This is a genomic window from Arthrobacter sp. NamB2, assembly GCF_005281365.1.
In the GTDB taxonomy this organism is placed as follows: Bacteria; Actinomycetota; Actinomycetes; order Actinomycetales; family Micrococcaceae; genus Arthrobacter_D.
In genome coordinates this window covers 109,168-130,974 of sequence record NZ_SZWI01000008.1, presented here as the reverse complement: position 1 = coordinate 130,974, position 21,807 = coordinate 109,168, and the positions used below count along the sequence as shown (strand labels likewise).

Sequence of the window (21,807 nt, the reverse complement as noted above, 5' to 3'; positions counted from 1 at the left end):
GCACCGGCGCTCACGCGGGTCGCCCGAAGAGGGGCAGCCAGTCGCTCAGGTCGGCGCGCAGTCCCGAGGCAGCGACCTTGCCGGCAGCGACGGCGTCGGACCAGGCCGTCGAGCCGGTGACGAGGGCGAGCCAGGTGGCGGCATCGGTCTCCACGACGTTGGGCGGAGTGCCGCGCGTGTGGCGCGGGCCCTCCACGCACTGGGTGACGCCGAAGGGCGGCACCCGTACCTCGACGCTGTTGCCGGGCGCCAGTTCGGCGAGTTCCTCGAGCGTGAAGCGCACCGCGGTCGCCAGCTCGGAGCGCCCGGCCGAGCCTGCCGCCACCAGTTCCAGAGCGTGGTGGCCGTCCTCGCGCGGAATACGTCGCCGTGCCATTGGTTCTGCCGCTCCTAGTCGAGCAGTGCCATGATCGGGGCGGCGAGGCGGAGGCTGCCGACGGCGCGGCCGCCGCCGAGGACCGGGGGAACGACTTTCTCCAGTACGGGCCCGACCTTGTCGGCATCGATCGCGCCGGATGCGGCGAACAGCGTCAGGCCGACGAGCGTGGCCGCCCGGGCATTGCCGTCGAGGACTTTCAGGGCGAGCGATGCGCCGGTCCGGGCAGCGAGCACGAGGACTCCCTCGGCACCGCTCTTCGCGATGACCCCCAGGTCCTCCATGACCACGGAGTTCTCCCTCCCGTTGCCGTGCACGGCCCACGGGTAGTCGAGCATCGCGGTGGCGATCGTCGCCGCGCGCGCGTCGGCGTGCTTGTCCGACGGCGCCTTGGCGATCTTGCCGATGCCGCGCGCAAGGCCCGTGAGGGACACGGCGGCTACCGGGGCGCCACAGCCGTCCACGCCCCACGCGGCCACGGGCTCCTCCGTGTACTCCTCGATCACGGACGCCACCGAACGCTGGAGGGGATGCGTGGGCTCGAGGTAGGTCGCCGTGTCCCATCCGTTCTCCGTGCAGGCCCAGAGGAAGGCGGCGTGCTTGCCCGAGCAGTTGAAGGCGATGCGCTGCTTGCCCTTGCCGCTGCGCACGAGCTCGTTGCGCGCGTCCTCGTCCTGGGGCCAGTCCTCCGGGCACTGGAGGTCGTTCTCCGTGACACCCGCGGCATCGAGCATGCTGCGGACCACGGCCATGTGCTCGTTGCTGGCGACGTGGCTGGCAGCCGCGAGGGCCACCTGGGGGCCCCGCAGCGGCACGCCGGCCTTCATGCTGGCGAGTGCCTGGAAGGGCTTGAGCGTGGAGCGGGGGAAGATCGGGCTGGCGATGTCTCCGAGTTCAGTCACGACCGAGCCGTCCGCGGCGAGGACGACGGCGGAACCCACGTGGCGGGACTCGATGAAGCCGTTGCGTTCGAGGACGGCGAAGTCCACGGCGTCAGCCGTAGTGAAGGTGGAGGGCATGGTCCCAGTATTCCCTATCCGTCTCCGTGGATCCGATGGCGTCCCCGGTGCAACTGCGCCCACCGGAGAGGACGGTCATCCGGCGGGCGCAGGTCCTGGAGATCTCCGCGGGGATGCTGCTGCTTCACCTACTTCACCGTGAACTGCACCGACTGCCAGCCCGACGCGCCGTTGGGGACCGTGTCGGCCCGCTCGTCCGTCTGGAGGCCGTCGACAGCGTCCGTCGCCCGCGCCCTCACCGTGTGGAGGCCGGGCTCCAGGGTGAGCTCGTGCGACCACTGGCGCCAGGTGTCCACCGATGCTTCGGCCGCCAGTGTCACCGCTTCCCAGTCCCCGCCGTCCACCGAGACCTCTACCTTCGTGATGCCCCTCTGCTGGGACCAGGCCACGCCGCCGATCATGACCGAGCCGGCGTCGAGCGACGCGAAGGATTGCGGAACCTCGACGCGGGCCATCGTCTTGATGGGTCCCATCTCGGACCAGCCGCGATCGGTCCAGTACGCCTTCCTGTCCGCGAACCGCGTGACCTCCAGGTCGACGACCCATTTGGTGGCGGAGACGTAGCCGAAGAGCCCCGGCACCACCATGCGGACGGGGAAACCGTGCTCCACCGGCAGCGGTTCGTCGTTCATGGCGATGGCGAGGATGGCGTCACGGTCGTCCTGCAGCACGGGAAGGGGAGTCGACGCGCTGAAGCCGTCGGAGCTCGTGGAGAGGACCATGTCGGCGCCGTCGAGCGGTTTGGCACGGGCCAGCACCTCCCGCAACGGGTAGCCCAACCACTTCGCGTTGCCTGCGAGGTAGCCACCGACGGGATTGGAGACGCACGTCAGCGTGATGTGCCGCTCGATGAGGTCGGCGTCGAGAAGATCCTGGAACGACAACTCGAATTCCTCCTCCACCATGCCGTGGACGCGGAGCACCCAGTCGTCCGCGGTGAGCTGGGGAACGCTGAGCGCGGTGTCGATGCGGTAGAACTCGCTGTTCGGGGTGACGAAGGGTGTCACGCCCGCAACGGGAGACTGGACTCCGGCGGGTAGTGCCGGCGCGGGACTGGCGGGCGAGGGGAACCGGAGGCTGTCCCGCACCGCGGCGATGTTGTTGCGGGCGCCTGCCAGCAGTCGCCCGCCCCCTGCTGCTGCCACGGCAACGACGGCGGTGATTCCCGCCGCTGCGAAGAACCCGCGGCGGGAGGTGGTGCCGGTCGTCCCCGTCGCCGCAGCTGCGGCCCGTGCGCTGACCGGGGCGCCGTCGTCGTGCCGGTCGGACGGGGTGCGGAACCGTGGTCGTGCCGTGGCGACACCGGCGGCATCGGAACCGTCCGTGACGCCGGTGGTGGGAGAACCCGCGGGGCCGGCGACGGCGGCGTGGCGCAGGCGAGCGATCAGCCAGCGAAGGGCAAGAAGCCCGGCGGCCGTGCCGACGACGGTGGGGATCGCGTCGGGGAGGGATGCCCCCGCGCGGGTGAGGACGCACGCCACGATGATCGAACCCATCAGGAGCACTCCAGCGACCCCGAGGATCCAGCGCTTCATCGCCACGATGCCGAGGATCGCGGCAAGGATCGCGATGGTGACAGCCATCCCGACCAGCAGCGCCAGTTTGTCGTTGGTGCCGAACGTCCGGATCGCGAAATCCTTCATCCAGGGTGGTGTGAAGTCGATGAAGGTCGAACCCATCGCGATGACCGGGGTCGCACTGGCGCGGAAGAAGGCGCCGACGAGCTCGGCGATACCGAGCACCACGCCGGCGGAGAGGACCCCTGCGAGGGCGGCAAGGAGGGTGATGCCGCGGCGGGGCTTGGTGGAGTTGCTCATGCGAGGTATTCGGAGAGGGACGCCGGCAGTATGGGTACTGAGGCCCTCACGAGGACGCACACTGTGTCGCCCTGGGTGCCTCCAGTACGCTGTCCTACTGTGAAGGTACTTGTGCTGGGCCCCGGAGGCCGCGAACACGCCATCGTCCGGGCCCTGGTGGCCGACCCGTTCGTGCGGGAGGTCCATGCGGCACCCGGCAATGCCGGAATAGCGGAGGACGTCCCGACCCACGACGTCGACGCGAACGATCCCGCCGTCGTCACCGACCTCGCGCGCAGCCTCGCTGCCGACCTCGTGGTCATCGGGCCGGAGGCGCCGCTCGCAGCCGGTGTCGCCGATGCACTGCTCGACGCCGGCATCCCCGTCTTCGGTCCCACGAGGGCAGCAGCCCAGCTCGAGGCGTCCAAGGCCTTCGCGAAGCAGGTCATGGCGGCAGCAGGCGTCCCGACAGCCATGGCACGCGTCGCCACCACGGACGAGGAAGCGAACGAGGCGCTGTGCACCTTCGGAGCCCCCTACGTGGTGAAGGACGACGGACTGGCCGCGGGCAAGGGTGTGGTCGTGACGGACGATCTCGAGGCTGCACTGGCCCATGCGTCGGCGTGCTTCCAGGCCGGGGGCAGTGTGGTCATCGAGGAGTACCTCGACGGTCCCGAAGTATCCCTCTTCGTGCTCTCGGACGGACGCACGGTGGTCCCGCTGGCGCCCGCACAGGACTTCAAGCGCATTCACGACGGCGACGAGGGGCCGAACACCGGCGGAATGGGCGCGTACTCGCCGCTCGAGTGGGTTCCCTCAGGCTTGGTGGACGAGGTCATCGAGCGTGTGGCGCAGCCCGTCATCGACGAGATGGCCCATCGCGGAACGCCCTTCGCCGGCGTCCTCTACGTGGGCCTCGCCCTGACCACGCGCGGGGTGCGCGTCATCGAATTCAACGCGCGGTTCGGCGACCCGGAGACGCAGGCCGTGCTGGCCCGCCTGACGACGCCGCTCGGGGGCGTGCTGCTCGCCGCAGCCAAGGGAACCCTCGACCAGATCGACCAGCTCAACTGGTCGCCGAGAACGGCGGTCGCCGTCGTGCTGGCGTCCGAGAACTATCCGGACGCCCCCGCCACAGGGCGCCGCATCCGCGGACTGAAGAAGGCCGCGAAGGTGGCGGGTGCCCAGGTCCTCCACGCAGGCACTGCTTCCCGCGACGGCAAGGTGATCAGTGCGGGCGGCCGGGTGCTCGCTGTCGTCGGCCTCGGCGACTCGCTCCAGGACGCGCGGTCCACCGCCTACGAGAGCCTCTCGCACATCGAGCTCGAGGGTGGCCAGTTCCGTACCGACATCGCCCTCAAGGCCTCACGCGCCGAGGTCACGGTCTCCGGCCCAGCAGCGGCGACGGCATGAGCGTCTTCGCGCCCGCGCACCCCGAACTGCCCGGCTGGCGGCATGTCTATTCAGGCAAGGTCCGGGACCTGTACGAGCCGGAGGACGGGACCGACGACGTCGTGCTCGTGGTCGCCAGTGACCGCATCAGCGCCTACGACCACGTCCTGTCGACAGCTATCCCGGACAAGGGACGCGTCCTGACGCAGCTCAGCCTGTGGTGGTTCGAGCGGCTCGAGGGCATTCCCAACCACGTGATCGCCTCCGACGTCGCCGGAGGTGTGCCGGCCGAGGTCGAGGGCCGGGCCATGATCTGCCGGAAGCTCGTCATGTACCCGATCGAATGCATCGCCCGCGGCTACCTCACCGGCAGCGGACTGCTGGAGTACCAGGCGTCCCGGACCGTGTGCTCCCTGCCGCTGCCGGAGGGGCTCGTGGACGGATCGCGTCTGGAACCCGCGCTCTTCACGCCGTCGGCCAAGGCGGAGGTGGGCGAGCACGACGAGAACATCACGTACGACGCCGTCGTCATGACGGTGGGCGACGACGCTGCCGCGCAGCTCCGGTCGCTCACGCTGGACATCTACACCAGGGCCGAGGCCATCGCGCGGGAGCGGGGCATCATCCTCGCCGACACCAAGGTGGAATTCGGGCTCGATCCCGTCTCGGGCCGCATCACCCTCGGGGACGAAGTGCTGACGCCCGACTCGTCACGCTTCTGGGACGCCGCTTTGTACGCGCCCGGGCAGGCGCAGCCCTCCTTCGACAAGCAGTTCGTCCGGGACTGGCTGACCTCCGACGCCTCGGGCTGGGACCGCCGGTCGGAACCCCCTGCGCTGCCCGACGACGTCGTCGACCGTACGCGCTCGCGCTACATCGAGGCCTACGAGCGACTGACGGGCCAGCGCTTCGCCTGATCGCCTGCGCGTCGCGGGTCCGCCCGGTCACCGTGCCGGACCAGGACCGAGTTCAAAAAATGAAGGCCCGCCGGCAAATGCCGGCGGGCCTTTCCTCACTGGTCGGGGTGACAGGATTTGAACCTGCGACCTCGTCGTCCCGAACGACGCGCGCTACCAAGCTGCGCCACACCCCGATGTCGCGTCCGGAAGGCCAAGCCTCCCGATCGGCAACTGTCCAAGAATAGCCGAGGATCAGCGGCGAGGAAAACCGGGCGGAACCATCCCGCGGGCCGTCAGACCAGGGAATCCTTCCAGGCGGCGTGCAGGGTCGCGAACCGGCCCGTACCGGCGATCAGCTCGGCCGGCGTGCCGTCCTCCACGACGCGACCGTCATGCACCACCAGTACGCGGTCGGCGATCGCCACGGTGGACAACCTGTGCGCGATGATCAGGGCCGTCCTGTTGCCCAGCAGCTTCTGCAACCCCTCCTGCACGAGGCGTTCGCTTGGGATGTCGAGCGAGGACGTCGCCTCGTCGAGGATGAGCACGGCCGGGTCGGCCAGGAACGCGCGGGCGAAGCTGATGAGCTGCCGCTGACCCGCGGAGACCCGGCCACCGCGCTTGTTGACGTCCGTGTCGAAGCCTTCGGGAAGCTCGAGGATGAACTGCTCCGCGCCGACCGCGCGGGCCGCAGCGACAATCTCCTCACGGCTCGCGTCGGGCTTTCCCAGGGCGATGTTGTCCGCCACTGAACCGCTGAAGAGGAAGGCCTCCTGCGTGACCATGACGACCGCGCGCCTCAGGTCGGTCGGTGCGAGGTCCCGGAGGTCCACGCCGTCGAGCGTCAGCCTGCCCTCGGACACGTCGTAGAAGCGCGCGATGAGCTTTGCAAGGGTGGATTTCCCGGCGCCCGTCTGTCCCACGAGCGCGACGGTCTGCCCCGCCTGGATGGACAGGTTCATCGTCGGCAGCACCACGGGCCCGTTGCCGTAGCGGAATGCGACGTCGTGGAACTCGATGGCGCCGTGTGGGCTGGGCAGGGATACCGGGTTCTTCGGCGGCCGGACGGTGGGCACCTCCTCGAGCAGGCCGGAGACCTTCTCGAGCGCCGCGGAGGCGGACTGGAAGGAGTTGTAGAACATCGCCATCTGGTCCACGGGCTGGAAAAAGCGCTTGCTGTAGAGGATCAGGGCGAGGAGGGCTCCCACTTCGAGCGTGCCTCCCAGCACCCTGAACCCGCCGAACACGAGCACGACGGCGACCGTCACGTTGCCGATCAGCACCAGACCGGGCTGGAAGACGCCGTTCAGGTTGATCGAGCGGACCGTCACCCTGCGGTAGTCCTCCGCGAGCTCGTCGTAGCGCTCCGCGTTCACTGCCTCCCGCCGGAAGGCCTTCACGGCGCGGATGCCGGTCATGGTCTCGATGAAGTGGACGATCAGCTTCGCCGACACCACGCGCGACTCGCGGTACGCGATCTGGGAGTGTTTCTGGTACCAGCGCGCCAGGAAGAACATGGGTACTGCCGCCGCCAGGATCAGGAAGCCGGTGCGCCAGTCGAGCGCGAAGATGGTGGCCGCCGTGAAGAGCATGAAGACAGCTCCGGAGGCAAGGGAACTGACGCCGGAATCCAGGAGCTCCCGCAACGCCTCGAGATCCGACGTCTGCCGGGAGATGATGCGCCCGGAGGTGTACTTCTCGTGGAATTCGAGGCTCAGCCGCTGCGTGTGCCTGAAGACCCGCACGCGGAGGTCCAGCAGCATCGCCTGGCTGAGCTGGGCCGTCGCCCGAACGTATCCCGCCGTCAGGACCGAGGCGAGCACGGCTGCCAGCAGGTAGGTGCCACCGGCGACCCACAGCAGAAGCGGATCCCCCGCGATCAGTGCGGGAAGCGCGCGGTCGATCCCGAAAGCGATGATGGCGGGCCCCGCGACCCGGGCAGCCTGCGAGATGACCACGAGCACCACCGTCCAGATGAACTGCCGGCGGTTCGGGCGGATGAGGGAGCCGAGCAGCCGGAAGGACCTCGAGCGGACCGACCTGCTCTGCGCGCGGCCGAGAAGGACGTCGTCCTCGTTCAGGACCCCGGCGGATGTGGCGCCCTGAGCCTCCCTGGTGTTTCTGGCGCTCTTCGGGCCGTCCCCCGGCGCTGCGGTGGTGCGGCTCATGCCAACGCCTCCTCGTCGTCGTGCACGGATTGCTCGGCGCGACCGAGCTGCGCGATCTCCTCGTCATCCAGGCTGGCGATGACGTAGCGGTAGTGGTCGCTGCGGGCCAGCAGTTCGGAGTGCGTTCCGACGTCGGCGATGCGGCCGTCCTGCAGGAGTGCCACGCGGTCGGCCAGGGCGACGGTGGAAGGACGGTGCGCCACGATGAGCGTCGTCGTCGAGCTCAGGACCGCACGGAGCCCCTCCTCGACGCGTTCCTCGGTGGTGACATCGAGTGCCGAGAGAGGATCATCAAGCACCAGCACCGTGGGACGCGCCGCGATCGCACGTGCCAGTGCGATCCGCTGGCGCTGGCCACCGGACAGGCTGAGGCCTTCCTCTCCGATGAGGGTGTCCAGACCTTCGGGCAGGGAGTAGGCGAACTGCGCCTGCGCGACCTCGATCGCCTCCGCAAGGACCCTGTCTGCCTCCGAGCCGACGGCGTCGGAGCCCATGAGGACGTTGTCCCGCACCGAGCTGGAGAAGAGGGTGGTGTCCTCGAAGGCCACGGCGACGAGCGTCCTCAGCTCGTCGAGGCTGAGAGCGCGGAGGTCCACCCCGTCGATGCTGATGCTGCCCCCCGTGACGTCGTAGAGGCGTGGGACCAGCTGGAGGAGCGTGCTCTTGCCGCATCCCGTGACGCCGACCAGTGCCATCGTCTCGCCCGCCCGTAGCTGGAGGTCGATGCCGTCGAGGACGTCATCGCTGTCGTCCTGCGCATCCGGGTACCGGAAGTGCACGTCGCTGAACACGACAACACCGCGCGGTGCCTCGAGGTGCACGGGCTCCGCCGGGTCGGTGATGGTGTTCTCCGACTCCATGACCTCGTAGTGCCTGTCGATGGCGGTCTTCGCCGTGAAGGTCATGGCGAGGAGCGGACCGATGAATTCCACGGGCCCGGCCACCGCGGCCGCCGTCGCGAAGAAGGCCACCAGCGCCCCGATGGAGACGTCGCCGCCGGCCGCCAGCGTGACGCCGACGACGAGCGAGGCACCGAGCGCGAGCTCGGGGAGCAGGGTGACGACCATGGAGAAGTTGGCGAGCGACTTCGCCTTGAAGATCTCGGTCCGGCGGAGCTCCTCCGCCTGCTCCTCAAAGTCCTCCAGTGCCTCGCCGCTCCGACCGAACGCCTTAAGAACGCGGATCCCGTGCACGGACTCCTCGACCGTCGTGGCGAGGTCTCCGGCCTGGTCCTGGCTCTTGCGCGATACCCGGCTGTAGGACGTACGGAAGCGGTAGCCGTAGATCATCAGGGGAACGGCGGCCGCGACGAAGATCAAGGCGAGGGCCCAACTGGTCATGAACATGACGATCACGCCCATCACCACGGTCAGCGAAGTGACCACCAGCATGATGAGGCCGAATGCCATCCAGCGCCGCATCAGGTTGAGGTCGCTCATGGCGCGCGAGAGGAGCTGCCCGCTGCCCCACCGATCGTGGAACTCGACGGTCAGGTTCTGCAGGTGGCGGTAGAAGGACGTGCGCATCCTCGTCTCCACGGTCGTCGCCGGGGCGATGACGAACTGGCGGCGGAGTGCTACGAACGTCGCCTCGAGGACTCCGAGCAGCAGGACGACGCCGGATGCGATCCAGACGGTGCGGGCGGAGGCGCCTTCGGCGAGGGCGTCATTGATGAGGACGCGCAGCACCTGGGGGATGGCGAGGGCCATGACGCTCGCTCCGAGGGCGCACAGCAGACCCAGGACGAGCCGGGGAATGATGGGTTTGACATGCGGGTAGAGCCGCCCGAGCGATTCCCACAGCGTGGTCTGGTTCTTCATGCCAACTCTTCGGTCATCGATGGTTGTTGGTGTCCCTCAGCAACCATCCTAGGTCAGGACGCTGCACAGCAGATCGCGATGTGCAGGACCCGAAGAAACCAGGAAGTGCTGGCTACCGTGCGCTTCGGGGAGTAAGCGTCAGCAGCACGGCTTCCGGGCGGCAGGCGAGCCGGAACGGTGCGAAACGGGAGGTTCCGATGCCGGCCGACACGTTCAGCGGCACGGTCCGGCCGTTCGCCTCCCACTGGGTCAGGCCGCGCGCGCGCCAGGTCGGGAGGTCGCAGTTGCTGACCAGCGCACCGTAGCCAGGGACGCACACCTGGCCGCCGTGTGTATGGCCGGCGAGAATGAGGTCCGCTCCACCGTCGGTGAAGTAGTCGAGGACGCGCTGGTAGGGGGCGTGTGCGACGGCAACCTTGATGTGCGGCGCCTCCGCCGACGTGCTGCTGCCCGGAGGGTAGGGAGTGTAGCGGTCCCGGTCGAGATGGGGATCGTCCACTCCGGTGAAGTCGATGCGGATGTTCTTGAATCCCATCGACTGCGACCTGTTGGTCAGGTCCACCCAGCCGGCAGAACCGAACGCACTGAACATCTCCGCCCAGGGCAGGTCCTTGGGTTTCGACTCCTTCGGTGCGATCGACGGACCTGCGAAGTACCGCAGGGGATTCTTCAGCATCGGGGCGTAGTAGTCGTTCGAGCCCGGCACGAAGACACCGGGAACCTGCAGGAGGGGCTCGAGCGCGTCGAGCAACGGGCCCAGCCCTTTCCTAGAACTGAGGTTGTCGCCCGTGTTGACCACGAGGTCGGGCTTCAGTCCGGCCAGGCTGTGGAGCCAGTCGGACTTCGACTTCTGGCCGGGCACCATGTGGATGTCCGAGAGGTGCAGGACCCGCAGGTCGGCGGCACCTTCCGGAAGGATCGGAAGGGTCTCTTCACGTACCTGGTAGAGCGTGCGCTCGACAGCCGAGGCGTAGGCGAGGGTTGCGGCGGCGGCAGTCAGGGTGAGACCTGCCGCCCAGCCGAGCGGTGCCCCGCTCCGGGATGTCTGAGTCGGTGCCACGCTAGCCGTTCCCTCCGCCGTTGTCGGTGCCGTTGCCGGCGTCTCCTCCAGTGTTACCACCGGTCTCACTCTCGGTGCCACTGTCGGTGCCAGTACCGGGGTTGGTACCGGTGCCAGTACCGGGGTTGATGGTGGTCCCGGTGTTGGTCCCGGTGTTCGAGCCGGGGGCGATCGGGAAGGCCGGACGGAGCGGGTTGACGGGTGTGGTGCTGCGCTGCGTGCCGTTCAGCATGGCGGGAGGCGGTGCAGCGAAGGGAGTCCCCACGTACAGGCCGGGAATCTGCTGCATGAAGCGCGCCCAGGAAGGTGCCGCGATGAGGGAACCGTCAATCTCCGGGTAGACCTGTCCGCCGATCTGCAGCCCACCGAGGGAGCTGCCCTCGCCCTCGCCCTGCCAGTTACCGACCCAGCTCGCCGTGACCATGTCCGAGTTGTAGCCCATGAACCAGGTCTGCGATCGGGCATCGTTCGTGCCGGTCTTGCCTGCCATCGGGATCCCTCCGTACTGGAGTGTCGAGCCCGATCCGATCCGCATGACCTCCTGCGTGGCTGCATTGACGCCCCGTGCGACCTCCTTGGAGATGGTCTGCTTACAGGAGGGAGCAGGAACGGGGTAGCTGGTTCCGTCGACCGCGGTGACCTCCGTGATCGCCCGCGGCTCGCATACCGTCCCCTCGTTGGCGAATCCACCGAAGGCCTTCGCCATGGACATCGGAGCGGCGGCTACACCGCCACCGATGAGGGCCGGGGGGTTGATGGACGGGGCTGCGAGGGAGCCGTCGCTGCTGCTCGCCTCGTGGACGCCCATCTCGTAGGCGATGTCACGGATGCGGCACAGATCGAGCTGCTTCGCAGTAGCCATCGTGATGGTGTTCAGTGACTGCGCGAGACCGTACAGGACGGTATTGGTGCCGTAGTTCTCGTCCCCGTAGTTCTGGGGCGTGTAGCCCTCGAGTTCCGGGGTGTTGATGACGTAATTGCCGCCCTCGACGCAGCTTGCACGCCAGCGGTCCCCTTCCGGGTAGGTCCGCTTGCGTCCGTCCACCTGCTGATTGAGAGCCTTGCCGGCCTCCACCCACGCGGCGACCGTGAAGGGCTTGTAGGTCGAACCGGGCTGGAAACCGCCGCCGCCACCGAGGCTCTTGCTGGGGTCGCCATTCGCGTACTGGTCGACGTTGAAGTTCAGGACCGTGTTCCCCTGGGCTACCTCCGGGTTGTAGCGCGTGTTCTGGGCCATCGACAGGATGTTCCCGGTCTTCGGGTCCAGGCTGAGCATCGTGTGGCCGACGGCGCCGTCCGTGGTGTCCGGGTTGGCCGTCTCGTTGACGGCCGTCTGCGCTGCGGCCTGGACACGGGGGTCGAGGGTCGTCTTGATCGTCAGTCCCGAGCGCTCGAGCACCTTCCTGCGGTCCGCTTCCGTCTCTCCGTAGGCGGGATCGTTCAGGATGAGGTGCGAGACATAGTCGCAGAAGTACGGGGCCTGAGCTGCGCCGACGCACCCGCTCAGTGTCGGCGTGACGACGAGGCCCAGGTCTGTGGCGATGGCGGCGTCGTGCTCCTCCTGCGTGATCTTCCCGCGCGTCAGCATGGCATCGATGACCAGGTTCCGACGCTGCAGCGCGCGCTCCGGGTTGTCCGTCGGGCTGTAGTACGTCGGTCCGTTTACGACGCCGGCGAGCAACGCGCTCTGCTGGATGTTGAGGTCCTTCGCGTCAACGTTGAAGAAGTACTTCGAGGCCGCCTGGACGCCGTAGCTCGTGCCGCTGAACTGCACGATGTTGAGGTAGCCCTCGAGGATCTCGTCCTTCGAGAGCTCCTTCTCGACCGCGATCGCGAGCTTCATCTCACGCAGCTTGTCGCCGACCGACTTGCCGCCGCCGTTCAGGGTGACCTGCCCGCCGTTCTGCCGCGCCGAGTCGTTGAGCACGTTGGTCACGAACTGCTGCGTGAGGGTAGACGCCCCACGTTGTGTCCCGCTGGAGACGTTGCTGGCGATCGCACCGAAGATGCCTTCGAGGTCCACGCCGCCGTGCTCGTAGAAGCGGTAGTCCTCGATGGCTATCAGGGCGTCCTTCATGAACGGGGACACCTGGTCGAGCGTCACCGGCTGCCGGTTCTCCTCGTAGAGAGTCGCGATGAGCGAACCGTCCGCGGCCAGGATATTGGTCGGCTGCGCGAGCGCCTCACGCTCCAGTTCGGCCGGCAGTTCCTCGAAGAACTGGATCGAGGCAGATGCGCCGGTCCCTGCGGCAGCGGCCACGGGAACGAGGAGGCCTGCGGCGAGCACGCCGGCGAGTCCACTGATTCCGAGGAACGCAATGATCTTGCCGAGGGTGGTTGCCGTGTCGAAGAGGGGTGATTTGCGCGCAGCCATTATTCCAGTTTACAAGCAACCGCTAGGCTTTCCCCATGACGAAATGGGAGTACTCCACGATTCCGCTCATCATCCATGCCACGAAGCAGATCCTCGACCAGTGGGGCGATGACGGCTGGGAGCTCGTGCAGGTGGTTCCCGGTCCGGACGGCAATGGTCTCGTCGCCTACCTCAAGAGGGAGAAGAGCTAGCAGTGTCTGCTGGAAACACAGCGGTTTCGGCGGTCGAGACACGTCTCGCAGGTCTCGGTATCACCCTGCCGGACGTAGCTCCGCCGGTCGCCGCCTACGTTCCCGCCGTCGTCACGGGCGCCTACGTGTACACCTCTGGCCAGCTGCCCTTTATTGAGGGCAAACTCCCAGCTTCGGGCAAGGTAGGGGCACCTGGGGGCGGAATCGACGCCGGGACCGCGACCTCCCTGGCCGCGACGTGCGCCGTCAACGCCCTCGCTGCGATCAAGAGCCAGATCGGCGATCTCGACCGCATCACACGCATCGTGAAGGTCGTGGGCTACGTCGCGTCCGACCCTTCGTTCACCGGCCAGCCCGGCGTCATCAACGGCGCATCGGAGCTGCTCGGCGCCGTCCTCGGCGACGCAGGCGTCCATGCCCGCTCTGCCGTCGGCGTGTCCGTCCTCCCTCTCGACTCGCCCGTCGAGGTCGAGGTCATCGCGGAGTTCGTCTAAGCCGTGGATCGTCTCAGCACCAGGCTCTTCCCCGTGCACCCGGACCAGCGCACCGCGGCGCAGAGCTGGATCGAACACGGGGAGCGCACGCCCCTCAAGGCCCGGCCGGCGTCGTCGGTCGTCCTGCTTCGCGACAGCGCCATCGGCACGGAGACCTACCTCTCGTACCGCCGCGGGCAGTCGCCGCTCGGAGTGATCGGGTTCCCTGGTGGCAGCATCGAGGAATCCGACGACGACGACCTCCCGTGGTTCGGCCCCACGCCGTCGGCCTGGGCGAAGACGCTCGGCGTCGACGATCACCGCGTGGCGCGCCGGCATGTGCTCTGCGCGATCCGGGAGCTCTTCGAGGAGACAGGAGTGCTGCTCGCCGGCCCCGATGCGTCGTCCATGGTCGAGGGCACGCAGGCCAAGGAGTGGATGAAGGCCCGCGTGGCCATCAACGAGGGTGAGTGCCGCTTCACCGACATCCTCACGCGTCGGGGCCTCGGCGTTCGCACGGACCTCATCAAACCGCTCTCGCACTGGCTCACCCCCGACTTCGCGCACCGCCGCTTCGACACCCACTACTTCGCTGCAGCGCAGCCGGTGAATCAGGAACCGAGCATCCTCGCCAGCAAGGGTGTCTGGGGGCAGTGGCGCTGGGCTGCGCAGGAGGTCGCGGACCGAGACACCACGAAGCTCGGTGACGAAGTGGGGCAGCCGAACACCGTCGGCCGGACGCTCAGCGAGCTCGCGGTCCCCGCGGTGGAGATCATCCTCGAGAAAATCGGTTCTTCGCGCGGCTGCATCGCGTACCTCTCGCACAAGCGGCCGGTGAAGGTGTACCACCCGCAGCTGTCCGAGCAGGAGGGGAACCTCATGCTGCAGGTCGAGTGTCCGAAGCTCAGCGAGGGCGGATCGTTCCAGCGCGGTCGCTGACTGCAGTGCGCGTACCGACGGGCGCTGCCCGCACGGGTTCGCTTCGACGGTTCCGCCTGTCCTCCCGGCGATGGTAGAGGACGAAGGGTCTCGCATACAGGAACGGCACCTGCCAGGGGCAGGTGCCGTTCCTGTGTTCGACCGACGGGTCAGCGGCTGCGTTGCCGCAGGCGCTGGATGTCGAGGATGACGACGGCGCGCGCCTCGAGGCGCAGCCAGCCACGCTGCACGAACTCGGCGAGGGCCTTGTTGACCGTCTCACGCGAGGCGCCGACCAGCTGCGCCAACTCCTCCTGCGTCAGCTCGTGGGCAACCAGGATGCCGTCCGTGGCAGGCCTGCCGAAACGGTCCGCGAGATCGAGCAGAGCCTTCGCGACCCTGCCGGGGACGTCGCTGAACACGAGGTCGGCGAGGGATTCGTTGGTGCGGCGCAGCCGTCGGGCGAGGGCCTGCAGCAGCTGGGCCGACACCTCAGGACGGGTTTCGAGGAGCGTGCGCAGGTTCTCGTTCTTCAGGCCCGCGAGTCGCGTCTCTGACACGGCGGTCGCCGTCGCGGTGCGGGGGCTGGGATCGAAGAGGGCCATCTCGCCGAACAGCTCGCCCGGGCCGAGGATCGCGAGAAGGTTCTCGCGCCCGTCCTGCGCCGTGCGGCCGAGCTTGATCTTGCCGGAGACGATGAAGTACAGCTGGTCGCCCTGGTCGCCCTCGCGGAAGACCGACGAGCCGCGGGGGAGGTCCACCTCGATCAACTCGTCCGTGAGTGCGGCGAAGACGTCGTCTCCGAGTGATGCGAAGAGGGGCGCCCGGCGCAGTACCTCGATGTCCATGAATTCTCCTGATGCGTCTCTAGTGCGTCGTCCTGCGGCTGTCCCCGCTGTCTTCTCCTGTCCATCTTGCCGTACGGGAGCGGCTGTGACGACAGATACACGGCGTGCGGCTCGTATTCCCGGCGATGCACCCCTTCCTCCCACCGTGCTCCCATGCTTGACGGCTAGAATCGCTCGCAGTGCCGGGAGCCACGCCGCGCCCCGTCGTTCATAGCCAGGAGAGAATGTACGTGCCGGAATTCAACCTCGCCGAGTTCACCCTCCTGGACCTCATCCTGGTGGTGGTCCTCCTCGGCTACCTCGTGAGCGGACTCCGCAACGGGTTCCTCGTCACGCTGGGTGGCATCGCCGGCTTCGTCGCAGGAGCCGTTGCGGCATTCTTCGCCATCCCCCTCGTCAGCGCCTGGGTGCCCGACAACCCCTGGCGCCTCATCGCGGTCATCGGCACGGTGATCATCCTCATCATCGTCGGACAGGCCGTCGGTTCGGCGCTCGGCGCATCGATCCGCCGCTGGTCCGACTTCCCGCCCCTGCGCGTCATCGACCGGATCCTCGGCGGCGTGGTGAACGTCGTCGTCGCCGCTCTGGTGCTGTCGATGCTCGCTTTCAGCGTGGGGACGCTCGGCGTCCCGTTCCTGTCCCAGCAACTCGCAGCCTCCCAGGTCATCCGAGCCATCGACACAGCGACCCCCGGGCCGGTACGCACCTGGATGGCGCAACTGAGGACCATCGCGGTCGACGACGGCATCCCCACGATCCTCGAGAGCGTCGGCCCCGTGGCCCCTGCCGAGATCCCCGACGAGTCGGTGGACACTCCCGAGCTCGCAGCGGCCGCCGCGTCTGTCGTCCGGATCACCGGCACCGCCTTCCAGTGCGGGCAGAACCAGACGGGCTCGGGGTTCGTCGTGGCGCCGGGCCGGGTGGTCACCAACGCGCACGTCGTCGCCGGAGTGAACGAGCCGGTCGTCGAGGTGCCCGGCGGTGGCGCGCTGCCCGGCCGCGTCGTCCAGCTCGACACGGCCCGCGACATCGCCGTCATCGCCGTGGACGACCTCGAGGCGGCGCCGCTCCCGCTCGGCGGGGAACTCGACACCGGATCGACGGTGGCCTTTGCCGGCTACCCGGCGGGTGGGCCCTACAGGATCCAGCCCGCGAGCGTGCAGGGCCTGTCGCCCGTGCTCGTGAACAACATCTACGGCGCCGACCCCCGGCCCCTGCAGGTGTACAGCCTCGCCGCGAATGTCCAGCAGGGGAACTCGGGCGGGCCGCTGCTCGACCTGCAGGGCCGCGTCGCCGGAGTGGTCTTCGCCAAATCCACCGCAGAGGCCCCGGTCGGGTACGCCCTGTCGCTGGAGGAGCTCCGGCCGATCGCCGAGAGCGCTCCGGCGTTGAACGACGCCGTCTCGGCAGGGCAGTGCACCCGCGGCTGACGCCCGGCTACAGCCACTCGATGGATTGCCCGTGCGGTCCTGTCCGCGCGACGGTCCGCCCGTTGTGCTGCAGGACGAAGCGGCCATCCCGTTCCCCGGGCGCCTTCTCCATCGCCCCGGCCACGCCGGCCAGGGTGCCCTGGCCCTCGTGTGAGAGCCAGTGCAGCGGACGGGCTCGGTCCTCCGCGAGCCGCAGCATCGTGGTACGGAAGCGCTCCCGCCCGGCGGGGTCGAGGTAGGCGAGCACCGCGCTGTGGAAGACGACGACGACGGCGTCCGACGGCGCACGATCGATCAGCGGAAGGACGTGCTCGTTGAGGTCGCCGCGGACGAGCAGTGGCGGTTCTGCCCTGACGACCCCCAGTGCGGCGCGCAGCCGCTCGGCACGGAAGCCGTGCTCCGGCCAGACGAGCGCCTCGAGCCACCGGGTGTCGTCGTCGTTCGCGGCGTCCAGGGGGTTCAGGTCGACGCCACTCCGCGACACGACCTCGGGGAGCCGGGACGGCCACGGCACGTCCCCCGACGCAGAGCATGCCAGAGGGGGTACCGGGGAACCTCCTGCGGGTTCCAGCACGGGGCCGGGGGAGTAGGAATAGGCGTACCGGTCGGGGTACAGGCACACGCCGGCCGATGCGCCGACCTCGATCAGGGCCAGCGGCCTTCCCTCGGACGCACTGATCGCAGCCAGCGACGGGAGGAGGACGGCGCAACGGCCGGCCTCGTTGGTCTGCGTGCTGCGGCTCGCCATGACGTCGCGGATGCCGGGCCAGCGGTCGAGGACGAACGAGCGGAAGGAGGCGTAGCCGCCGAGCGGGGCACCCACGAAGCGGGCCGCGCCCAGGAACAGGTTGGGCTGGCGGCGGGGTGGGGGAAGGGTGTCGAGCAGGGCAAGGAGTTCCGGGTCGCCACTGATGCCGATGCACCACTCGTCGTACGTCGGCGAGTAGCCCCGAGCCTCGATCTCCGCGAACCGCCTGTAGCGTACCGATGTCGCGGCGTCTGTTTCAGTCATCGGTCCTCCGGTTTCCGGGATGTATCGTGAGGATGACGTCCTCCGGGCGGGTGTTCCGCGATGCCAAATCGTAACCATGGATGCCCCGAAAATACCGCCACGGGACTCTCCGGAAGTTAGGCTCGTCACACGGATCAGCGCGTTCGCCGCTGTGGTCCCCATGGATACCGGTTACATCCGGTAGGAATCACTCGTTCACCAGGGAGCAACACATGTCTAACCGAGGCACATCCGTGCGAGGTGCAGGTTTCGCGAGGAAACGCGCTGCGCTCACCGCAGGATTCTCCATCGCCGCACTCCTCCTGACCGGCTGCGTGCAGAGCCAGCGTGAGGAGAACACCGGCGCCGAGGGCGAGAGCGCCGTCGACTCCACCTTCGTCTTCGCCGCGTCCTCGGACCCGAAGTCGCTCGACCCGGCCTTCGCCAGCGACGGCGAGTCCTTCCGTGTCAGCCGCCAGATCTTCGAGGGCCTCGTCGGCGTGGAAACCGGCACCGCCGACCCGGCTCCGCTGCTCGCGGAGTCCTGGGAGACTGCCGAGGACGGTCTGTCCACCGTCTTCCAGCTCAAGGAAGGCGTCACCTTCCACGACGGCACCCCGTTCAACGCTGAAGCGGTCTGCTTCAACTTCGACCGCTGGTACAACTGGACCGGGATCCAGCAGGCCGAGACCACGTCCTACTACTACGGCTCCCTGTTCCGCGGCTTCGCAGACAGCCCGGAGAACGCCGTCTACGAGTCGTGCGAAGCCAACGGCGACAACGAGGTCACCGTCAATCTCGCCAAGCCGTTCGCTGGATTCATTGCCGCACTGTCGCTTCCGGCCTTCGCCATGCAGAGCCCGACTGCGCTCGAAGAGTTCGCCGCGGACGAGATCGGTGGCACCGCCGAGGCCCCGTCCCTGAGCGAGTACGCGCTGGGCCACCCCGTCGGAACCGGTCCCTTCAAGTTCGATTCCTGGGACGTCGGGCAGCAGCTCGAACTGTCGATCTACGACGACTACTGGGGTGACAAGGGCCAGATCACCAACACCATCTTCCGCATCATCGACGATCCCCAGGCACGCCGCCAGGCCCTCGAGGCCGGCGACATCGACGGCTACGACCTCGTGGCCCCCGCGGACACCGAGTCGCTCAAGGATGCGGGCTACAACATCACGCCCCGCGATCCGTTCACCATCCTCTACCTCGGCATGAACCAGGCCATCCCCGAGCTGAAGGACCCGAAGGTCCGCGAAGCCATCGCGCACGCGATCGACAAGGACGCGCTCGTCTCGCAGACCCTGCCCGAGGGCACGAAGGTCGCCACCCAGTTCATCCCGGAGGTCGTCGACGGCTACAACGAGGACGTCACGACCTACGAGTACGACCCCGAGCGTGCGAAGGAGCTCCTCGCCGAGGCCGGCCACCCCGACGGCTTCGAAGTCACGTTCAACTACCCGACGAACGTCTCGCGTCCGTACATGCCGACCCCGGAGCAGGTCTTCACGAACCTGCAGGCACAGCTCAGTGAGGTAGGCATCACCGTCAACCCGGCTCCCGCCGCATGGTCGCCCGACTACCTGAACCAGGTCCAGGGCACACCGGACCACGGCCTGCACCTGCTCGGCTGGACCGGCGACTACAACGACACCGACAACTTCATCGGCGTCTTCTTCGGCCAGGAGAAGCTCGAATTCGGCTTCAACAACCCCGAACTGTTCGCAGCCCTCGACGAGGCCCGCGGCATCAGCGACCGCGACCAGCAGACGGAGCTCTACAAGGACATCAACGAGCAGATCGCCCAGTTCAACCCGGCCATCCCGCTCGCCCACCCGGCCCCCTCGCTGGCCTTCGCGCCCCGCGTCACCTCCTACCCAGCAAGCCCCGTCAATGACGAGGTCTTCACGGATATCGAGCTGAGCGAGTAGCAGCAGTACCGTCGTCCGGGCCGGCCATCGACGAGGTGGCCGGCCCGTGCTGTGTACAACCCCTGTCCGGCAGCAGCCGGTCAACCCGGAAGGAACTGAGTGTTACGCGTCATCGGTAAGCGGCTAGCCCTGCTCATCCCCACCCTGTTCGGACTGTCCATCCTGCTGTTCCTCTGGGTGCGCAGCCTCCCCGGCGGTCCGGCGACAGCCCTGCTGGGGGAGAAGGCGACCCCCGAGGCGATCGCCCGGGTCAACGAGCTCTACGGCTTCGACCGACCCCTCATCACGCAGTACCTGACCTACATCGGCAAGCTGCTCCAGGGCGACTTCGGCGTGTCGATCAACACCGGGCGTCCCGTCCTCGAGGAGTTCGCCACCCGCTTCCCGGCGACCCTCGAGCTCACGGTGATCGCCCTGATCTTCGCCATCGGCGTCGGGGTGCCGCTGGGCTACCTCGCCGCGCGGCACTACGGCCGGTTCCTCGACCACAGCTCCGTGGTCCTGAGCCTCGTCGGCATCACCGTGCCCGTCTTCTTCCTGGCCTTCATCCTGAAATACCTCTTCGCCATCCAGTGGTCCCTCCTGCCTCCGGACGGTCGGCAAAGCCCCCGCATGGACGCGACGCACTACACGCAGTTCTACGTCCTCGACGGACTGCTGACGGGCGAGTACGACGCCGCGTGGGACGCCTTCCTCCACCTCATCCTCCCCGGGCTTGCTCTCGGCACCATCCCGCTGGCGATCATCGTCCGCATCACCCGGGCGTCGGTCCTCGAGGTACAGAATGCCGACTACGTCCGCACGGCGCGGGCAAAAGGACTCATGGAGCGGACCATCCGCGGGAGCTTCATCCTGCGGAATGCAATGCTTCCCGTCGTCACGACGATCGGGCTGCAGCTGGGCCTGCTGATCTCGGGCGCGGTGTTGACCGAGACCGTGTTCGCCTTCAACGGGATCGGCCGGTTCCTGCGTGATGCCATCTTCGGGCTCGACTATCCGGTTCTCCAGGGCTTCATCATCTTCATCGCGATCCTCTACGCGCTGATCAACCTGATCGTCGACCTCTCCTACTCCGTCATCGACCCGAGGGTGCGTGTGCAATGAGTACCATCCTGCCTCCCGCCGCCGGCGGTTCAGCGGCTCCCAACGATCCCGCCATCGACACGGGGCGGGGCACCGGCCTGTGGAAGGACGCCTTCCTCCGGCTGCGCAAGAACCCGCAGGCGATCGTGGGCGCCGTCATCATCGGACTGTTCCTGCTCGTGGCGATCCTCGCCCCTCTCCTCGCGCCGTACGGCGGGGACGACCTCCCGGGGCGCACCTCGATCACTCCGACCACCATCCCGGGTCCGGGCGAGATCGAGGGATTCCCGCTGGGTCTCGACCGCTTCGGTGGTGACGTCCTGAGCAAGCTCATTTGGGGCGCACAGGCCTCCCTGCTGATCGGGGTGGTCTCGACGGCGCTCGGGCTCGCCGGCGGCATGCTGCTCGGCATCCTCGCCGGCGGTCTCGGAGGGTGGGTGGACAACGTGATCATGCGCTTCGTGGACATCCTGCTGTCCGTTCCCAATCTCCTGCTCGCGGTCAGTATCGCCGCGGTGCTGGGGCAGAGTTCCTACGCGATCATGATCGCCATCGGTGTCTCGCAGATTCCGATCTTCGCGCGGCTCCTGCGGTCCTCGATGCTCTCCCAGCGCGGTGCGGACTATATCCTGGCCGCTCAGACCCTCGGCCTGAGCCGCCGGACTATCACGATGAGCCACCTGCTGCCGAACAGCATGGGGCCGGTAATCGTGCAGGCGACCCTCACGCTCGCGACCGCCGTCATCGATGCGGCTGCGCTGTCCTTCCTGGGCCTAGGTGGTGGACTGCCTCAGGCAGCCGAATGGGGGCGCATGCTGACCTACGCCCAGGTCGAGCTCGCGGTCGCCCCGCAGCTGGCCTTCCTGCCCGGCGCCTGCATCGCCATCACGGCGCTCGGGTTCACCCTGCTCGGGGAGTCCCTGCGCGAGGCCCTCGATCCGAAGACCCGCAAGAAGTAGGCATCTGCGAACACGAGAAGCGGCCACCGAACGGGGATTCGGCGGCCGCTTCCGTGTGCGACGGCGGCAGCCGGGTAGGTGG

At 68.0% G+C, this 21,807-nt stretch carries 18 protein-coding genes and 1 tRNA gene; 9 read left to right on the top strand and 10 right to left on the bottom strand.

Features of this window, described 5'->3' with window-relative positions; genetic code table 11:
* Positions 1-10: 10 nt before the first annotated feature.
* The 3 genes from FDK12_RS13965 to FDK12_RS13955 form a co-directional block, all read right to left on the bottom strand.
* Positions 11-376, bottom strand: a complete 366-nt coding sequence (locus tag FDK12_RS13965; RefSeq protein WP_137370112.1) for a sterol carrier family protein — start codon at positions 374-376, stop codon at positions 11-13.
* Positions 377-390: 14 nt separating this feature from the next.
* Complete coding sequence (locus tag FDK12_RS13960; protein WP_137370111.1) at positions 391-1,395, bottom strand: asparaginase; 1,005 nt, start codon at positions 1,393-1,395, stop codon at positions 391-393.
* Positions 1,396-1,523: 128 nt separating this feature from the next.
* Positions 1,524-3,212, bottom strand: a complete 1,689-nt coding sequence (locus tag FDK12_RS13955) for a molybdopterin-dependent oxidoreductase (protein ID WP_137370110.1) — start codon at positions 3,210-3,212, stop codon at positions 1,524-1,526.
* A 99-nt stretch (positions 3,213-3,311) separates the two neighbouring features.
* On the opposite strand from FDK12_RS13955, the gene purD reads away from it, so the two are divergent.
* Positions 3,312-4,604 carry a phosphoribosylamine--glycine ligase gene (purD, locus tag FDK12_RS13950; protein ID WP_137370109.1) on the top strand — a complete coding sequence of 431 codons (1,293 nt, stop codon included), beginning with the start codon at positions 3,312-3,314 and terminating at the stop codon, positions 4,602-4,604.
* Positions 4,601-5,500 carry a phosphoribosylaminoimidazolesuccinocarboxamide synthase gene (locus FDK12_RS13945; protein WP_137370108.1) on the top strand — a complete coding sequence of 300 codons (900 nt, stop codon included), beginning with the start codon at positions 4,601-4,603 and terminating at the stop codon, positions 5,498-5,500. The genes purD and FDK12_RS13945 overlap by 4 nt, the downstream gene beginning before the upstream one ends.
* A gap of 99 nt (positions 5,501-5,599) precedes the next feature.
* Here FDK12_RS13945 and FDK12_RS13940 read toward each other — a convergent pair.
* The 5 genes from FDK12_RS13940 to FDK12_RS13920 all read right to left on the bottom strand — a co-directional run bounded on the left by FDK12_RS13940 (position 5,600) and on the right by FDK12_RS13920 (position 12,904).
* Positions 5,600-5,676, bottom strand: a tRNA-Pro gene (locus FDK12_RS13940).
* 99 nt (positions 5,677-5,775) lie between these two features.
* Positions 5,776-7,650, bottom strand: coding sequence for an ABC transporter ATP-binding protein (locus FDK12_RS13935; RefSeq protein WP_137370107.1), 1,875 nt, complete (start codon positions 7,648-7,650; stop codon positions 5,776-5,778).
* Entirely contained in the window at positions 7,647-9,470 is a 1,824-nt protein-coding gene (locus tag FDK12_RS13930) for an ABC transporter ATP-binding protein (protein WP_137370106.1), read from the bottom strand. The genes FDK12_RS13935 and FDK12_RS13930 overlap by 4 nt, the downstream gene beginning before the upstream one ends.
* A gap of 112 nt (positions 9,471-9,582) precedes the next feature.
* Complete coding sequence (locus FDK12_RS13925) at positions 9,583-10,530, bottom strand: metallophosphoesterase (RefSeq protein ID WP_137370105.1); 948 nt, start codon at positions 10,528-10,530, stop codon at positions 9,583-9,585.
* A 1-nt stretch (position 10,531) separates the two neighbouring features.
* Complete coding sequence (locus FDK12_RS13920; protein WP_137370104.1) at positions 10,532-12,904, bottom strand: transglycosylase domain-containing protein; 2,373 nt, start codon at positions 12,902-12,904, stop codon at positions 10,532-10,534.
* Between the two features lie 35 nt (positions 12,905-12,939).
* Between FDK12_RS13920 and FDK12_RS13915 the strand changes: the two genes are divergently transcribed.
* Genes FDK12_RS13915 through FDK12_RS13905 form a run of 3 tightly spaced genes read left to right on the top strand, consistent with a single transcriptional unit; the run spans position 12,940 to position 14,507 of the window.
* On the top strand, positions 12,940-13,095 hold the full coding sequence (locus FDK12_RS13915) for a DUF4177 domain-containing protein (RefSeq protein ID WP_137370103.1): 156 nt from the start codon (positions 12,940-12,942) through the stop codon (positions 13,093-13,095).
* Between the two features lie 2 nt (positions 13,096-13,097).
* Complete coding sequence (locus FDK12_RS13910) at positions 13,098-13,589, top strand: RidA family protein (RefSeq protein ID WP_137370102.1); 492 nt, start codon at positions 13,098-13,100, stop codon at positions 13,587-13,589.
* A 3-nt stretch (positions 13,590-13,592) separates the two neighbouring features.
* Positions 13,593-14,507 carry an NUDIX hydrolase gene (locus tag FDK12_RS13905; protein WP_137370101.1) on the top strand — a complete coding sequence of 305 codons (915 nt, stop codon included), beginning with the start codon at positions 13,593-13,595 and terminating at the stop codon, positions 14,505-14,507.
* A 149-nt stretch (positions 14,508-14,656) separates the two neighbouring features.
* Here FDK12_RS13905 and FDK12_RS13900 read toward each other — a convergent pair whose 3' ends face one another.
* Positions 14,657-15,334 (bottom strand): Crp/Fnr family transcriptional regulator, encoded by a 678-nt coding sequence (locus FDK12_RS13900; RefSeq protein ID WP_087028341.1) that lies wholly within the window; start codon positions 15,332-15,334, stop codon positions 14,657-14,659.
* Positions 15,335-15,564: 230 nt separating this feature from the next.
* Here FDK12_RS13900 and FDK12_RS13895 point away from each other — a divergent pair, with 230 nt between their 5' ends.
* A complete protein-coding gene (locus FDK12_RS13895; RefSeq protein WP_223263294.1) occupies positions 15,565-16,764 on the top strand; it encodes a MarP family serine protease in 1,200 nt (399 codons plus the stop codon).
* A 7-nt stretch (positions 16,765-16,771) separates the two neighbouring features.
* Here the strand turns inward: FDK12_RS13895 and FDK12_RS13890 are convergent, their stop codons facing one another.
* Complete coding sequence (locus tag FDK12_RS13890; protein ID WP_137370099.1) at positions 16,772-17,776, bottom strand: DUF2332 domain-containing protein; 1,005 nt, start codon at positions 17,774-17,776, stop codon at positions 16,772-16,774.
* A gap of 212 nt (positions 17,777-17,988) precedes the next feature.
* Between FDK12_RS13890 and FDK12_RS13885 the strand changes: the two genes are divergently transcribed.
* The 3 genes from FDK12_RS13885 (at position 17,989) to FDK12_RS13875 (ending at position 21,725) form a co-directional block, all read left to right on the top strand.
* The gene (locus tag FDK12_RS13885) at positions 17,989-19,683 is read left to right on the top strand and encodes an ABC transporter substrate-binding protein (RefSeq protein WP_137370098.1); all 1,695 of its coding nucleotides are present in this window, start codon (positions 17,989-17,991) and stop codon (positions 19,681-19,683) included.
* A 99-nt stretch (positions 19,684-19,782) separates the two neighbouring features.
* On the top strand, positions 19,783-20,787 hold the full coding sequence (locus FDK12_RS13880; protein ID WP_104116356.1) for an ABC transporter permease: 1,005 nt from the start codon (positions 19,783-19,785) through the stop codon (positions 20,785-20,787).
* Positions 20,784-21,725 (top strand): ABC transporter permease, encoded by a 942-nt coding sequence (locus FDK12_RS13875; RefSeq protein WP_137370097.1) that lies wholly within the window; start codon positions 20,784-20,786, stop codon positions 21,723-21,725. Before FDK12_RS13880 ends, FDK12_RS13875 begins: the two co-directional genes overlap by 4 nt.
* The last annotated feature ends 82 nt before the right edge of the window (positions 21,726-21,807 follow it).

Excerpts from the sequence above, each read along its gene's own strand:
- FDK12_RS13965 (WP_137370112.1), bottom strand. The coding sequence starts at position 376 with ATGGCACGGCGACGTATTCCGCGCGAGGACGGCCACCACGCTCTGGAA.
- FDK12_RS13960 (WP_137370111.1), bottom strand. The coding sequence starts at position 1,395 with ATGCCCTCCACCTTCACTACGGCTGACGCCGTGGACTTCGCCGTCCTC.
- FDK12_RS13955 (WP_137370110.1), bottom strand. The coding sequence starts at position 3,212 with ATGAGCAACTCCACCAAGCCCCGCCGCGGCATCACCCTCCTTGCCGCC.
- FDK12_RS13945 (WP_137370108.1), top strand. The coding sequence starts at position 4,601 with ATGAGCGTCTTCGCGCCCGCGCACCCCGAACTGCCCGGCTGGCGGCAT.
- FDK12_RS13935 (WP_137370107.1), bottom strand. The coding sequence starts at position 7,650 with ATGAGCCGCACCACCGCAGCGCCGGGGGACGGCCCGAAGAGCGCCAGA.
- FDK12_RS13930 (WP_137370106.1), bottom strand. The coding sequence starts at position 9,470 with ATGAAGAACCAGACCACGCTGTGGGAATCGCTCGGGCGGCTCTACCCG.
- FDK12_RS13920 (WP_137370104.1), bottom strand. The coding sequence starts at position 12,904 with ATGGCTGCGCGCAAATCACCCCTCTTCGACACGGCAACCACCCTCGGC.
- FDK12_RS13915 (WP_137370103.1), top strand. The coding sequence starts at position 12,940 with ATGACGAAATGGGAGTACTCCACGATTCCGCTCATCATCCATGCCACG.
- FDK12_RS13900 (WP_087028341.1), bottom strand. The coding sequence starts at position 15,334 with ATGGACATCGAGGTACTGCGCCGGGCGCCCCTCTTCGCATCACTCGGA.
- FDK12_RS13890 (WP_137370099.1), bottom strand. The coding sequence starts at position 17,776 with ATGACTGAAACAGACGCCGCGACATCGGTACGCTACAGGCGGTTCGCG.
- FDK12_RS13885 (WP_137370098.1), top strand. The coding sequence starts at position 17,989 with ATGTCTAACCGAGGCACATCCGTGCGAGGTGCAGGTTTCGCGAGGAAA.
- FDK12_RS13875 (WP_137370097.1), top strand. The coding sequence starts at position 20,784 with ATGAGTACCATCCTGCCTCCCGCCGCCGGCGGTTCAGCGGCTCCCAAC.